Source organism: Enterococcus sp. DIV0170, from assembly GCF_051710765.1.
GTDB lineage: Bacteria > Bacillota > Bacilli > Lactobacillales > Enterococcaceae > Enterococcus_A > Enterococcus_A raffinosus.
In genome coordinates this window covers 613,281-627,017 of sequence record NZ_JBIOLG010000001.1, presented here as the reverse complement: position 1 = coordinate 627,017, position 13,737 = coordinate 613,281, and the positions used below count along the sequence as shown (strand labels likewise).

16 protein-coding genes and 1 other RNA gene are annotated in these 13,737 nt (G+C 37.8%); 4 read left to right on the top strand and 13 right to left on the bottom strand.

Annotation, left to right across the window (positions count from 1 at the left end; all coding sequences use genetic code 11):
* Window positions 1-73 precede the first annotated feature (73 nt).
* The gene (locus tag IGI50_RS02985; protein WP_438776128.1) at window positions 74-1,240 is read left to right on the top strand and encodes a MalY/PatB family protein; all 1,167 of its coding nucleotides are present in this window, start codon (window positions 74-76) and stop codon (window positions 1,238-1,240) included.
* 24 nt (window positions 1,241-1,264) lie between these two features.
* Here the strand turns inward: IGI50_RS02985 and IGI50_RS02980 are convergent, their stop codons facing one another.
* Window positions 1,265-1,852, bottom strand: a complete 588-nt coding sequence (locus tag IGI50_RS02980) for a peptidylprolyl isomerase (protein ID WP_010746809.1) — start codon at window positions 1,850-1,852, stop codon at window positions 1,265-1,267.
* 128 nt (window positions 1,853-1,980) lie between these two features.
* On the opposite strand from IGI50_RS02980, the gene IGI50_RS02975 reads away from it, so the two are divergent.
* Both IGI50_RS02975 and IGI50_RS02970 read left to right on the top strand, forming a co-directional pair.
* Window positions 1,981-2,964 (top strand): NAD(P)/FAD-dependent oxidoreductase, encoded by a 984-nt coding sequence (locus IGI50_RS02975; RefSeq protein ID WP_218256709.1) that lies wholly within the window; start codon window positions 1,981-1,983, stop codon window positions 2,962-2,964.
* Between the two features lie 18 nt (window positions 2,965-2,982).
* Complete coding sequence (locus IGI50_RS02970) at window positions 2,983-3,492, top strand: phosphatidylglycerophosphatase A family protein (RefSeq protein WP_010746811.1); 510 nt, start codon at window positions 2,983-2,985, stop codon at window positions 3,490-3,492.
* A gap of 18 nt (window positions 3,493-3,510) precedes the next feature.
* Here IGI50_RS02970 and IGI50_RS02965 read toward each other — a convergent pair whose 3' ends face one another.
* Genes IGI50_RS02965 through IGI50_RS02950 form a run of 4 tightly spaced genes read right to left on the bottom strand, consistent with a single transcriptional unit; the run spans window position 3,511 to window position 6,945 of the window.
* Window positions 3,511-4,146, bottom strand: coding sequence for a TIGR01906 family membrane protein (locus IGI50_RS02965; protein WP_010746812.1), 636 nt, complete (start codon window positions 4,144-4,146; stop codon window positions 3,511-3,513).
* Window positions 4,136-4,906, bottom strand: coding sequence for a TIGR01457 family HAD-type hydrolase (locus IGI50_RS02960; RefSeq protein WP_438776127.1), 771 nt, complete (start codon window positions 4,904-4,906; stop codon window positions 4,136-4,138). Before IGI50_RS02960 ends, IGI50_RS02965 begins: the two co-directional genes overlap by 11 nt.
* Window positions 4,907-4,910: 4 nt before the next feature.
* A complete protein-coding gene (locus IGI50_RS02955) occupies window positions 4,911-5,531 on the bottom strand; it encodes a YutD family protein (protein WP_010746814.1) in 621 nt (206 codons plus the stop codon).
* A gap of 34 nt (window positions 5,532-5,565) precedes the next feature.
* On the bottom strand, window positions 5,566-6,945 hold the full coding sequence (locus tag IGI50_RS02950; protein ID WP_438776126.1) for a bifunctional metallophosphatase/5'-nucleotidase: 1,380 nt from the start codon (window positions 6,943-6,945) through the stop codon (window positions 5,566-5,568).
* 95 nt (window positions 6,946-7,040) lie between these two features.
* Here IGI50_RS02950 and IGI50_RS02945 point away from each other — a divergent pair, with 95 nt between their 5' ends.
* Window positions 7,041-7,520: a methylated-DNA--[protein]-cysteine S-methyltransferase gene (locus tag IGI50_RS02945; protein WP_222226442.1), complete on the top strand. Its 480-nt coding sequence runs from the start codon at window positions 7,041-7,043 to the stop codon at window positions 7,518-7,520.
* A gap of 43 nt (window positions 7,521-7,563) precedes the next feature.
* On the opposite strand, the gene IGI50_RS02940 is transcribed toward IGI50_RS02945, so the two are convergent.
* The 8 genes from IGI50_RS02940 to nagE form a co-directional block, all read right to left on the bottom strand.
* Window positions 7,564-8,058 (bottom strand): LURP-one-related/scramblase family protein, encoded by a 495-nt coding sequence (locus tag IGI50_RS02940; RefSeq protein ID WP_438776125.1) that lies wholly within the window; start codon window positions 8,056-8,058, stop codon window positions 7,564-7,566.
* Window positions 8,059-8,069: 11 nt separating this feature from the next.
* Window positions 8,070-8,939, bottom strand: a complete 870-nt coding sequence (locus IGI50_RS02935; protein ID WP_438776124.1) for an SPFH domain-containing protein — start codon at window positions 8,937-8,939, stop codon at window positions 8,070-8,072.
* Window positions 8,940-9,108: 169 nt separating this feature from the next.
* An RNA gene (gene ffs / locus IGI50_RS02930) (signal recognition particle sRNA small type) lies at window positions 9,109-9,192 on the bottom strand.
* A gap of 26 nt (window positions 9,193-9,218) precedes the next feature.
* Window positions 9,219-9,722 (bottom strand): tRNA adenosine(34) deaminase TadA, encoded by a 504-nt coding sequence (tadA, locus tag IGI50_RS02925; protein ID WP_010746819.1) that lies wholly within the window; start codon window positions 9,720-9,722, stop codon window positions 9,219-9,221.
* Window positions 9,723-9,815: 93 nt separating this feature from the next.
* Window positions 9,816-10,151, bottom strand: coding sequence for a hypothetical protein (locus IGI50_RS02920; protein WP_010746820.1), 336 nt, complete (start codon window positions 10,149-10,151; stop codon window positions 9,816-9,818).
* A 285-nt stretch (window positions 10,152-10,436) separates the two neighbouring features.
* Window positions 10,437-11,147, bottom strand: coding sequence for a zinc metallopeptidase (locus tag IGI50_RS02915; RefSeq protein WP_010746821.1), 711 nt, complete (start codon window positions 11,145-11,147; stop codon window positions 10,437-10,439).
* Between the two features lie 114 nt (window positions 11,148-11,261).
* Window positions 11,262-11,585 (bottom strand): zinc ribbon domain-containing protein YjdM, encoded by a 324-nt coding sequence (locus IGI50_RS02910; protein WP_010746822.1) that lies wholly within the window; start codon window positions 11,583-11,585, stop codon window positions 11,262-11,264.
* A 190-nt stretch (window positions 11,586-11,775) separates the two neighbouring features.
* On the bottom strand, window positions 11,776-13,737 hold the full coding sequence (gene nagE, locus IGI50_RS02905) for an N-acetylglucosamine-specific PTS transporter subunit IIBC (RefSeq protein WP_218256700.1): 1,962 nt from the start codon (window positions 13,735-13,737) through the stop codon (window positions 11,776-11,778).

Sequence of the window (13,737 nt, the reverse complement as noted above, 5' to 3'; positions counted from 1 at the left end):
TTCCCTCTTTTCGCATGTTTCATTATACTGTATTTATAAATAAAATTGAAGTTAGGATGTAGGAGGAAGAAGTATGACAAATTTCGATCAACCAATTGACCGTCTTGGTTCCGACAGCGTGAAATGGGACACTATTCTTAACATGTATGAAGAAAAAGAGCTGTTGCCATTGTGGATCGCAGATATGGATTTCAAAGCGCCCGCTGGAGTATTACGCGCTTATCAAAATTTACTTAAACATGGAATACTGGGTTATGCAGATATTCCAGAGAATCTTTACACAGCTATTATTGATTGGGAAGCCAAACACCATCATCTCATTTTAAACAAGAAAGATATTCTTTTCTTTCCAGGGGTATTAGCCGGGATAGCGACAGCGGTCCAAGCTTTTACTAAACCAAATGATGCGGTCTTGATTAATGATCCCGTTTACCCTCCTTTCGCAAATATCATCAAAACCAATCAACGAAAATTAGTCCGCAGTCAATTAATTGAAAAAGACGGACATTTTATTATGGATTTTAGAGATATTGAAGAAAAATTCAAACATTATAAAGTAAAAGCCATGGTCTTATGTAACCCACATAATCCTGGCGGTCGTGTTTGGCGAAAAGAAGAATTGAAACAGCTTGGAGATCTTTGTAGGAAATATGGTGTCCTAGTGTTTAGCGATGAGATTCATCAAGATTTGGTTTTTTCTCCAAATGAAATGATCTCCTTTTTTAACGCTGATGATTCCTTTAGTGATTTTAGTATACAATTTACCTCTATGACTAAAACATTTAATCTAGCAGGAATTAAAAACTCGCTGGCCTTTGTAAAAAACGAGCAATTACGGGCACAATTAATTCGCAAGCAGGAGCAAAACTTTCAACAAGAAATTAACACATTCGGACTCGTTGGAATGCAGGCAGCCTATCAAACTGGAGAAGAATGGTTAACTGAGTTACTATCTTATATTCAATCAAACATAGACTTCACAATGACTTTTTTTCAAAACCATTTACCCAAAACTAGAATTATGAAACCTGAGGGAACTTATTTATTATGGCTAGACTTTTCAGAGTATGGATTTTCTGATGAAATACTTGAGGAACGATTGGTTCATAAAGGAAAGGTTGTCCTTAATACGGGGGTTAGTTATGGCCCTCAGGGTAAACAACATATGCGTTTAAATGTTGCTTGTCCAAAAGTTATACTTGAAGAGGGCTTGAAAAGAATTGCTTCTGCTATTAAATAGAAAAAACGGCCGATGGCCGTTTTTTTATTCTGAAATTTCAATTGTTTCAATGACAATATCATGGACAGGTTTGTCTTGAGCGCCACGTTTAGCTGATGCGATGTTGTCCACAACATCCATTCCTTCCGTTACATGTCCAAAAACAGTATGACGGAAGTCTAACCAAGGAGTTCCACCCTGTTTGTAAGTTTCGATAATTTCGCCAGGGAAACCTGCTTCTTCCAATTGTGCCATCATGTTCGCAGGAACATTCTGATTATTTACGATAAAGAATTGACTTCCGTTAGAATTTGGGCCAGCATTCGCCATTGATAATGCTCCACGAAGATTAAAGAGATTACGCGAAAATTCATCTTCAAATTTTTCACCGTAGATACTCTCACCACCCATACCAGTACCGGTGGGATCTCCTCCTTGAATCATAAAATCAGGAATAACACGGTGAAAAATTACACCATTGTAATAGCCCTTCTTTGCTAATTCAACAAAATTTTTAACTGTTTTGGGCGCTTCTTCAGGAAATAATTGTACTTTAATATCTCCCATATTTGTTTTGATTGTTGCTTTAGGTCCTTTTTCTTCGGTTAAATTTAACTGTGGAAATTGAGTCACTTCAAAATCCTCCTTTATTTTTCTGAGTCCATAATAACAAACTTTTCTTATTTTGCCACCTCTTCAAACTAAGGATTTCTTTCTCTCTCATTTATTTGATACAATCGATGAGAAGAAAGGGTGTTCTTATGGAAATTTTTGATATAACTATCGTTGGAGCGGGACCTGTAGGCATGTTCGCGGCATTTTACGCAGGCATTCGTCAAGCGAAGACAAAGTTGATTGATAGTTTACCACAACTAGGTGGACAATTGACGACTCTTTATCCTGAGAAAAATATTTATGACATTCCTGGATTTCCAATTGTAAAAGCCGCAGATCTGATTGGCAACTTGGAAAAGCAATTACGGACTTTTTCACACACCTATTGCTTAGATGAAGAAGTTTTAGAAGTAAAACAACACGAAGATTTCCTTGAACTTGTAACAACTAAGGATAGTCACTACACAAAAGCGGTTGTACTTGCTATCGGAAATGGTTCATTCCAACCTAGGCGATTAATGATTGACAATGCTGACTTGTTGGAAAATCACGGAATTGACTATTACATAAATGATCTGATGAAATACGCAGGTAAAAAAGTCGCTATTGCTGGTGGTGGAGACTCTGCAATTGATTGGGCATTGATGTTGGAACCAATTGCCTCTGAAGTATCCATTATTCATCGACGTGATAACTTTCGTGGGCATGAACACAGCGTGCAAAAATTAAAAGATTCATCAGTAAACATTTATACTCCTTATATATTAAAAGAGCTGCATGGGGAACAAAATTTAGAAGATGTGACTTTACAAAAGACAAAAAGTGATGAGACAATTACATTAAATGTGGACTATTTAATTGTCAATTACGGTTTTTCTTCTTCATTAGATCACTTGCGCTCTTGGGGATTAGAGAGTACACGACAGGCTATCCTCGTTGAATCAGATATGCGTACTTCAATTCCCGGAATTTATGCTTGCGGAGACATCGCAACATACGATGGCAAGGTAAAATTGATTGCCACTGGTATGGGGGAAGCACCCACAGCAGTCAATAATGCTCTACATTATATAAATCCTAAAAATCGTACTCAACCAGGACACAGCACTAGCCTATTTCCACAAATTTAATATTAACGGAGGTAAGATATGGTATTTGAAACAACGGCTCTTGAACAAAAGGCCCGTGAACTTTTAGAAGAACGCGGTGTTACCATCAAAGATATTGCCGAATTAGTTTTCTTTTTACAAAAAGATTATATTGACAAGCTGGATATCGAATTATGTATCCACAGTGTAAACCGTGTGTTGACTAAACGTGAAGTTCATAATGCAATTATCACTGGGATTGAGCTAGATAAATTGGCTGAACAGAAAAAATTAGACTATCCATTGCAAAATATTTTGGAGGAAGACGAAGGGCTCTATGGAATCGATGAAATTATGGCACTTTCTATCGTGAATGTTTATGGTTCGATCGGCTTCACAAATTATGGCTATATCGACAAAGTAAAACCTGGAATATTAAAAAAACTGAACGAACATGATGGTGTTCATGTCCACACATTTCTAGACGATTTGGTAGGAGCGATCGCAGCATCTGCTGCCAGTCGTTTGGCTCACGAGCATCCTCGTAAGCTTGATTCTATCGTCAAATAAGAGCATTAAAAAAAGAGCTTAACGCTCTTTTTTTAATGCTCTTTTTCCAAAATAGATTGGTAAGAAATAAAAAATTTCTAGTAAAACAAAGAATAAAATAAAACAATGTAAAAAAAATGTTTCCGGTAAAACATTGATGATTGGATCAGTCGCTGGATTAAATATCCATGCGTCATTATTGAAAAAAATACCGTGAAACAGCACAAAAAAACGATCAAAATTTACTGCCATTAAAAATACGAGAACGATTGGAACAGCTACAGCTATACGAAAAGGTTGAATCATCGTCCACAATCGACGTTGCTTAACTAAATGACGTAAATAAAAAATGCTTGGTACAATCGTTATTACTAGCAAGACATAGTTCAAAAGAAATAATTTTTTCACTTCATAAAAATGGAATGCTCCACTCGCTGAAACTGGAAAATTTGTCATTTCCAGCGTTTCTATCCAAGGAAAATTCAAATATCCCATTAACTGATCAAAATTATGCATTAATTCTTTATTTGAAAGACTTGTGTAATCCAGTAGATTTAAGTAGGCTACATCAAATCGATAGAGCCAACGCGCATTGATGGTCAATGTAATTGCTAGTGTCAGAAGGGCGACAACGAAACAGATAAAACCTCCACGTTCTAACCATTTACTTTTCATCGAAATTCCATTCATCTAATGAGTCTACAAGAAAAGTAGGCGGTACAGGAAGCGACGATACATCTGCCTTTTGAGTAAATCCCGATAATACTAAAAGCGTGTCAATGTTGTTATTAATCCCCGCCAATATATCTGTTGTATAATTGTCCCCAACCATTAGGACTTCTTTTTTGTCCATAGCTAAAATTTCTACCGCTTTATCCATAATTATTGACTCAGGTTTCCCAATATAAATTGCTTTCTGTTGCGTTGAAGCCTCTATCATTGCAATCACTGATCCCGCACCAGGTAACAACCCCCGCTCAGTAGGGATATTTTTATCTGGATTCGTTCCAATAAAGGTTGCTCCGTTTTGAATTGCCAGCGTAGCTGTAACAAATTTCTCATAAGTAACCTCTGTATCCAAGCCGACAACTACATAATCTGGTGTTTCTTCATCCCAAATATAACCAGCAGACAAAATTGGATCAATTAGTCCTGGCTCACCAATAACATAGACTTTTTTGCCTTTGGCTGCATCATTCATGTAATCAATTGTAGCCAAAGTTGCAGTATAAACAGTCTCTGGTGCGACATGAATTGAAAACTCCTTTGCTAAACGGTTCGCTACTGTTTCTGGAGTTTTTGTAGTATTGTTAGTCAAAAATAAAAACGGAACCTGGCGCTTCTGCAATTGCTCAACAAAACGGCGCCCTGCTGGAATTGGTTCGCTTCCACGATAAATCGTTCCATCTAAATCAATTAAGTATCCTTTGTACATCTTATTACTCTTCTCTTTGACGAATCACAAAGCGTTCGTCCTTTTCTTTTGTTTTTGTAGGTGTTTCCTTTTTAGGCTGACGGTTTTTGATAATTGGTTTTTTCTTAGATTTATCCGTCAAAGGAACTTTTTTTTCCTCAATAAATGCCTGTGACTTGTCCTTACGTTTACGTTTGCGTTTTTTACGATTTTGTTGACGTTTCCCACCTGTTCGTTCCAACACAAAATAAGCACAGCCAAAGTTACAGTACTCATATAAATAATCTTCTAATGTATCTATTCGCTGTTCGGGTAAACTCTTTCGATCATCTTCGCGGAAAAAACCTTTCAGCCGCAATTGATCATACCCCCAATCACCAACGATATAATCATAACGTGTCAAGACCTCACTAAAGCGTTCACCTAAACGTTCGGCATCAAAGCCCTCACGATAATTTCTAACTAAGCGGTATTGGCGTTCACCAATCAAAAGATTACTCTCATCGACAAAGACGACGGTTTCACCTTTTTTCTTTTCTTCAGCGGGGGTCTCAACGATTTCATCTAATACCTCAGTCAATTCTTCAGTAACAGTTTTTTCTGGTGTAGTTCCCTTTTTTTGTTTGTCTCTTTTTTCTTTTGCCATCGTTTCACCACCTGATTGTTATTATACCTTGTTTTTAATTGATTGGATAGTGAGTGTGCAGATAGTCACCTAAAACACTTCGGATAAACTTAGGGAATAAAAACTCATATCGTCCAGCAATCTCAATCGTAGGAAAGAATGGTACAAACATAAAATGATCCACCGTAGCAATTGTGTATTCTGTTTCTGGATCAACTGGTTCACCAAGCCATCGAACTTGATGATTGACTCGGTCGTACTCAATCCCATCATAAACTAAGTGCCCGAAAATTTTGCCACGAAACCCCATCCCCATCACAGGAAAATTGATTAAAAAATGTCGATTCTTTTCCATTTCCAAAATCAAACGAATCAGATTGGCACCATCTAATGTTACTTTTATCAAGTGCATGGGATGCGGCAACGCGGTATGAAGCTGATCTTGATTAATAATTCCTGCTGGTATATCGGTTAAAAACAGTCCAGAGTTTAAAACAGCTGCTTCGGTGTTAGCTGCTTCCTTAACCGCTTTAAGTGTGTAGTTAATCATAGGATTTTCAGCCTGAAGATCAACACTCAGTGTAAAAGGCAGATTCGCTACTTTTTTATCCGCTAGCAGTCGATGCCCTGTTTGTAGATAGTCCCTTATTTCCTCTTGATCTTCTGGTAACTCCAGCATTTTTTCAGTTGGAAAAGTGTGTGCTGTTGTATCTGTAATACGATGGTTCCTATCCACAAACACTTGAACTTCGCCAACATAATAGCCGTATTTTCCTGCAGCCGCTAGCTGTACTTTGCCTATTTTTTCGCCGGCTTCAAATAAATGGTGCGTGTGAGAACCTAAAATCACATCAATCATTGGCAACTCTCGTGCGATTTGACGATCAACACTAATTCCAAGATGACTCATTAGTACTAAGACATCAATTTTTGGGCGTAGTTCTTCCACAAGATCTGGTAGAATATCCATCACTTGACGAATATCCCACCCGTTTGGGCTATAGGTTAATGGAAAAGGCGCTGTAAACGCGAGCAATCCTACTTTAGTTCCTTGATCTGTTGTGATTATTTTCGATTGTTGCGACCATTCTGGAGGTTGCAATGTTTGCTTATCAAAAAGATTGTCTAATACAATGTCAAAATTTGCTCGATCATATAAATGATTCAGCTCGTCCTTAGAATTCCCGACTCCTTCATTGTTTCCAATCGTGGCTGCATCGTAATGAATTTGATTCATCAACTGAACATTCGCCTGCCCATTAGTTGCCTCTGTCAGTGGATGCCAGCGATCAACGAAATCACCAAGATCAATCGTAATAACCTTTTTCTCAGGACTTTCTTCTTGCTTTCGGTTCAACAAAAAACGGCGAACCTTTGGCCAATTTTCCAAATGGGAATGAAGATCATTCGTATGCAAAAGAATAATTTTTTCCATTATTCTACCTCTTTTCAACTCTTCTTGTTCCATCTATAGTAACATATAGCTTATTAAGGTCGAACGAACTCGTTCGCTAAAAAGCAGGTGAAAATATGAAATTTGAATCAAGCCTTGGTACGTTGTGGCTAAACGCGAATCAAACTGCTTTAACTCACGTTTCCTATACAGTAATTGATGAAAGCCCCTTGGCTAATCAAGAAATTTTACAATCTACAAAAAAACAACTCTTGGAATTTCTATCTGGAAAACGAAAATCATTTGATGTTCCCTATACTTTTGAATTAGGAACCGACTTTCAAAAGGAAGTTTGGTCTACTTTAATGACTATCCCTTACGGCGAGACTTGTAGTTATCTGGACATCGCTGAATCAATCCGACGACCAAAAGCTGTACGTGCTATCGGCCAAGCGAATCGAAATAATCCCTTACCCATTATCATCCCTTGTCATCGAGTGATTGGAAAAAATGGAAAACTCGTAGGTTACTCTGGATCCACTGAAAAGGGATTGACAATTAAAGAACAATTACTCGCAATAGAAAATCCAGTTTTACAAGAAATTACACTGTTCTAATTGCAAAAACACCGTTATCGCGTTTTTTCGATAACGGTGTTTTTTAGTTTGTTGGCGAGGACGCTGATGCTTCATCTTCCTTCACACAATCAATCGCGATCACAAGTGAGATAACCAACTCTTCAAAGTCTTCATTAAAAATCGTAATCTCATACGTATCTCCCCAAGAAATCCAACGCTTATTGATTTCAGCCACTTTTTTCCCTTTTTGCGAGACTTCAAAATCCATGTCCCACCAGTTTCCTTCGACACTTAAATCTTCAGCAGAAATCGAATATTTCGCCTTCAAAAAACTTAAGTGTTTTGAAATTTCAATAGCCTCTTTCCCATTCATCTCAACATAGAACTTAGGTAACAAACTAATGACTTTTTTCGTGATTCGGCTAACTTCATTCCCGTGTTCATCTTCAATATGAAATGTTTTTGGGATTTTCATAAAACTACCTTTAACAAAATAACGTGGTTGTTGATCTTCATCCATCACTGTAAATTTTTCACCAATACTAAAAACCTTTTGTTTAATATAAAGTTTCTTCATCGCAGAGCCTCCTATTTTTCAGACAAATCTCCTGTATTTATAACCGGTTGTGTTCCTTTGTCAGTGATGATTGAAACAAGCAAGTTGTTAATAAGTTGAACCTTTCGATCATCAGTAAAATGAATTTCTTGACCATTCTCAATCTGTTCAAGAGCCATTTGTGTCATTGTCACTGCGCCTTCTACAATCGTTTGACGTGCAGACAATATGGCTTTTGCTTGTTGACGCTGCAGCATCGCATTAGCTATTTCTGTCGCATATGCTAAGTGATTCAACCGCGTTTCGATTACCTCGACTCCAGCCATCGCTAAACGCTCCTGTAATTCTTTAGCCAGTTCTTCAGAAACTTCAGTTGTATTTCCTCGTAAAGTTAAATCGTCTTCATTAAAGGTATCATAAGGATATTGAGTAGCAATGTGTCGGATCGCGGTCTCACTTTGAATCTCTACAAAATCCAAATAATAATCAACATCAAATAATGCCTTAGCGGTATCTACTACTCGAAACACGACGACTGCTGAAATTTCTACAGGATTTCCATCTGAATCATTTACTTTCAAAAGCGAACTATTGAAATTCCTAACCTTCAGTGAAACAGGAATTTTTCTTGTCAACGGCGTCGTAATAAATAAGCCGTTTTCTTTGATCGTTCCAAGATATTTTCCAAAAAACAAAACGGCTTTTGCTTTATTTGGCCCCACAATAGTTAAAGAACTTAAAAATAGAGCAGCGACAATCCATAAAATAATTCCTAGAAAAATGAATCCTAAACTATTCGAATCATTGCCGGCAAGAATTGCCCAAAAACCTATTCCTAAAATTATAACTAAACCAACTAAACCTAAATATCCATTAATGTGAAACGCTTGTTTATCTTTCATCCTTTCATCCTTGCACCTCCAAAATTCATAACCTCAGTGTACGCTTCTTTTGAAAGAGCTTCAATTATTTCAGACGATTCGATCATCAATAGAAACCAATAACAAAAGTCTTATTCAACTCTAAAATTACACAAAAAAAAGCAAGCACATCGCTTGCTGTAAAAAATCATATTATCAGACACATGCCGGATCCTACTTAGTGCTGCTTCCTTCCAGACCTGACACAATTCACAGGCCCGGCATTGTCCTGCCTTTCGGCAAAAAATAGTATAACAAACTCTAGTCATTTTGGCTAGTCTTTTTTTTCTTCTCCCGAATCTCTCGAAAAAATTTCGTTAATAACATCCCGCATTCTTCTTTCAAGATACCACCTTCAACATACGCTCGATGATTAAAGCGCTCATCCGTTAATAAATTCATCAACGTTCCTGCCGTTCCACCTTTAGGATCATAAGCACCAAAATAAACTTCCTCTACTCGAGACAAAATCATGCCTCCACTACACATTGGACAAGGTTCTAATGTAACAAATAATTGACATTCCTCCAATCGCCAACTATCTAAATGACTACACGCCTCACGAATAGCAAACATTTCTGCATGACTTGTGGCATCTTGACTATGTTCTCGTAGATTATGTCCCCGTCCAATAATTTCACCATGGTAAACTACAACGGCACCAATAGGAACCTCTGCGATCGCTTCTGCCTTTTTCGCTTCAGCAATTGCTTCCTGCATAAAAAAAACTTTTTCTTCTTCTGTCAACTGGCTCTGTCTTTCCATTTCATCCCTCACTCTTTTACCTCTATCAATTAATCAATTTACTTTAGCACAACTCCTTAAACAAAAAAAGATGCGCCATTACTGGCACATCCATTACATTACTTTGTCCACAAAATCCATCAATCGGTCTTTTAAATCCTCGGTCGTATCTTTGATGGAATCACCATAGACCGATACTCGCTTTTTTCCGCTTTTGATCTTGTCTAAAATACTCATGATGTTATCTAAATCTTCATCCGATAGTTTATCAACGATTGCCAATAATGTTTCACTACCGTCAAACTTATCACTAACAAAACGTTTTACTTTGCATCGATTTGACATGTGACGAGCTTTTTCAATTAGTTTTCCAGAAGCAATGACAGCTGTCGCAGTACTAGCCGCAACAATAACACCTACTCCGATTTTGATCTTAGTTGATTTTTTCATGGTATCAGCTCCTATTCTTATTAATGTCGTTATTCTTTCCCATAGAAAAAGTGAATACGCTATGTCTGTCACTCTCAAGATTACTAAATACATTTTGTTTATTTAGCACTACGACAAAGCACATTAGTCATCCTTTATTCCATCATACCACACACTTAAAATTATCAATAATAAGAAACTCAAATAAATGAAAGCGCAATCTTACAATGGGGAAATTAACTTAAAAAAGAGTTCAATGCCGTATCCAAATTTTGTACAAAAAAAGAACCGACATTACGTCAGTTCTTAATCACGACTTCGATTACCGAATAATAAAATCAATCGTAGCAATTGCAAAAATGTCGCTAACGCTGCAGCTACATAAGTCAACGCTGCGGCAAACAGAACTTTTCGAGCTGCTGCTAATTCATCTTCAGCTAACATGTTTCCATCACGCAAGATGTTCAATGCACGTCTCGAAGCATCAAACTCTACCGGTAAAGTAACTAGTTGAAAAATCAAGGCCAATGAAAAGGCCAAAATACCAATATTGATCAATGTTTGGTTCCAACTCATGAAGACCCCTAGCATAATCAATGGAAATGAAAGTGTCGATCCAATATTCGCTATTGGTACGATCGCTGCTCGCATTTTTAATGGAATATAATTTTTTGCATCTTGTACCGCATGTCCACATTCATGAGCTGCTACACCAATAGCTGCCACTGAGGTTGATTGTGCGGTTGACTCCGATAAGCTCAGCATTTTATTCCCGCTATTGTAGTTATCTGTTAAATCTCCAGCAATTTGTTGAACACCTACATCATTGATCCCTTGACTACGCAAAATATATTCAGCCGCTTGAGTCCCAGTAACACCTTTGCTGCTACGGAATTCATCATATTTTCGAAAAGTCGAATTAACATAAGCAGAAGCAAGTCCCGATATGACCAGTCCAGCAATCACTAATAAAAACGTGGGATCTAGAAAATTATAAAATGTTCCATACCCATACATATACATTCTCCTCTAATCAAAGATAATTTTACTGCAAAAAAGCAGTTTCCTATTCTTAGTTTAGCATGAAAAGCGTGAATTTTTTATGAAAACAACTCTAAGAATCTCTCTAGCTTATAACTTCTTAACAAATTCTGATTTTAATTTCATCGGTCCGAAACCATCAACCTTGCAATCAATGTTGTGATCTCCTTCAACTAGGCGAATGTTTTTTACTTTTGTTCCTTGTTTGATGGCACCAGAAGCACCCTTAACTTTTAAATCTTTAATTACTGTAACACTGTCACCCTCTTGAAGCTGGTTGCCATTGCTATCTTTGACGACCAATCCCTCTTCAACTTCTTCGTTACCAGACCACTCGTGACCACATTCAGGACAAACAAATAAGCCACGATCCTCATAAGTATATTCTGATTGACACATTGGACAATTTGGCATAATTTTCCTCCAATAATAATAGTTTTCTAAACACTTAGTTTAGCCGAAACGGAATGACTTGAAAAGACTTTCTATACAAAAAAATCGTATTCGGTTTCATAAATCCATTATAAAAGAAAAGACTGTAGACAGCATCCATAAAATGGACTTTGTCTACAGTCTGACACTTATACAATAAGTGCGAATTTTTTTATAAACTTGTCAATTCACCAATCACTTCGTTTACCTGAACCTCTTTTGTACCTGCTAAGTCAGAGCTCTTCACTTTATCCATATTAGTCAGAGCAACGATGATATCTGTTTTCTTGCCTGCTTTTTTTACTGCTTCCAAATCAACTTTCGCAATCATCTGTCCGCGTCCAACATGCTGACCAGCTTGAACATAAAGTTCGAAAGGTTTTCCGCCAAGATCAACAGTATCTAATCCCATGTGTAAAAGAACTTCCACACCTGAAGCCGTTGTAATTCCAACCGCATGTTTTGTAGGAAAAACATTCGAGATAGTCCCAGCTACTGGAGAGAAAATCTCACCAGAAGTAGGTAATACTGCATAACCATCACCCATCATTTTTTCTGAAAAAACATCATCTGAAACTTCGGTAATTGGAACCAATCGACCATTCGCTACTGCAAACATTTCTTGAGTTTTTGGCGCTTCTTCTTTAACGATGGCTTGTTCAGTAGCCGCATGGGCTGTTCCCCCACCACTGTGAAGTCGATTCATTTCGTCAGCTACGAACTGCACTTCAGTACCAACAATCACTTGAATGTTTTTATCATCAATCACTTTCAAGCCTGGGACACCAGTAGCTTTGATTTGGCTTTGATTTACTACGCCAGTATCTTTAAGCTGAAGGCGCAATCTAGTCGTACAATTGTCGATTGATAGAACATTAGCTGCTCCTCCTAGCCCTTCATAAATTTTCTGAGCCATAACCACGTGTTTGTTATCACCAATCATGTCAATATCAGGCATTTCTTCGCCATCATCTTCTTCTCGTCCAGGCGTCATTAGATTGAATTTAACAATGACAAACCGGAATGTCACATAATAGACAACCGCCATCACTAATCCCAACAGAATCAACATGAATGGTTGATTTGCGATGGGGACACGCAAACTTAAGAAGAAATCAATAAAACCAGCACTAAAGTTAAACCCAGCTGTCCATTTGAACGTTGCTGCTATAAACATAGAAATCCCTGTTAAGCAAGCATGAACAACATAAAGCGGCCACGCCACAAACATAAAGGAGAATTCAAGTGGTTCAGTTACCCCTGTGAAAAATGAAGCAAATGCTGCTGCAACCATTAATGAAGCAGTGACTTTTTTCTTTTCAGGTTTTGCACATTGATAAATTGCCAAGGCTCCTGCCGGCAAACCAAACATCATTACTGGGAAGAATCCAGCTTGATAACGTCCTGTTATCCCTCGAACGCCTTCGCTCGCCCAGAACTTTCCAATATCATCAATTCCTGCTAAGTTGAACCAGAATACATTATTTAACGCGTGATGTAATCCTGTTGGAATAAGCAAGCGGTTAAATAAACCATACAAACCAGCCCCTATAGGTCCCATTCCTGAAATCAGTTCTCCAAAGCTTACTAATCCGTTATAAACTGGCGGCCAAACAAAAATTAAAGCGGCCGAAATTGCTGCCATTAATCCAGCTGTAACGATAGGTACTAAACGTTTCCCACTGAAAAAAGAAAGCGCCATAGGAAGTTTGACACCACTGAAGCGGTTGTACATAGCTGCTGCAACTAATCCAGCTAAAATCCCAACGAAAACATTTTTGAAATTTATTGCTGCAAAGGCAATGTTCACATCTTCTACAGCAACTTTAGTAAACATAGCTACTGCATCACTATTAACTAAGGTCATAGGTGTCAAAAATGCAACCAAACCAGACAAAGCTGCTGCTCCATCCTTATCTTTCGACATTCCTAATGCCAACCCAACAGCAAAAAGTACACCTAAATTGTCTAATATCGTTCCTCCAGCTTTAATCAAGAAGGCTGCTAACAAGTTGTTGCCACCCCAGCCGCTAGGATCAATCCAATATCCGATTCCCATAAATAGAGCTGCCACCGGCAATGTTGCTACTGGTAACATTAACGAACGACCCATGCGTTGCATATATGCTTTCAT

Coding starts and splice junctions, on each gene's coding strand:
- IGI50_RS02985 (WP_438776128.1), top strand. CDS start 74: ATGACAAATTTCGATCAACCAATTGACCGTCTTGGTTCCGACAGCGTG.
- IGI50_RS02975 (WP_218256709.1), top strand. CDS start 1,981: ATGGAAATTTTTGATATAACTATCGTTGGAGCGGGACCTGTAGGCATG.
- IGI50_RS02970 (WP_010746811.1), top strand. CDS start 2,983: ATGGTATTTGAAACAACGGCTCTTGAACAAAAGGCCCGTGAACTTTTA.
- IGI50_RS02965 (WP_010746812.1), bottom strand. CDS start 4,146: ATGAAAAGTAAATGGTTAGAACGTGGAGGTTTTATCTGTTTCGTTGTC.
- IGI50_RS02960 (WP_438776127.1), bottom strand. CDS start 4,906: ATGTACAAAGGATACTTAATTGATTTAGATGGAACGATTTATCGTGGA.
- IGI50_RS02955 (WP_010746814.1), bottom strand. CDS start 5,531: ATGGCAAAAGAAAAAAGAGACAAACAAAAAAAGGGAACTACACCAGAA.
- IGI50_RS02950 (WP_438776126.1), bottom strand. CDS start 6,945: ATGGAAAAAATTATTCTTTTGCATACGAATGATCTTCATTCCCATTTG.
- IGI50_RS02945 (WP_222226442.1), top strand. CDS start 7,041: ATGAAATTTGAATCAAGCCTTGGTACGTTGTGGCTAAACGCGAATCAA.
- IGI50_RS02940 (WP_438776125.1), bottom strand. CDS start 8,058: ATGAAGAAACTTTATATTAAACAAAAGGTTTTTAGTATTGGTGAAAAA.
- IGI50_RS02935 (WP_438776124.1), bottom strand. CDS start 8,939: ATGAAAGATAAACAAGCGTTTCACATTAATGGATATTTAGGTTTAGTT.
- tadA (WP_010746819.1), bottom strand. CDS start 9,722: ATGGAAAGACAGAGCCAGTTGACAGAAGAAGAAAAAGTTTTTTTTATG.
- IGI50_RS02920 (WP_010746820.1), bottom strand. CDS start 10,151: ATGAAAAAATCAACTAAGATCAAAATCGGAGTAGGTGTTATTGTTGCG.
- IGI50_RS02915 (WP_010746821.1), bottom strand. CDS start 11,147: ATGTATGGGTATGGAACATTTTATAATTTTCTAGATCCCACGTTTTTA.
- IGI50_RS02910 (WP_010746822.1), bottom strand. CDS start 11,585: ATGCCAAATTGTCCAATGTGTCAATCAGAATATACTTATGAGGATCGT.
- nagE (WP_218256700.1), bottom strand. CDS start 13,737: ATGAAAGCATATATGCAACGCATGGGTCGTTCGTTAATGTTACCAGTA.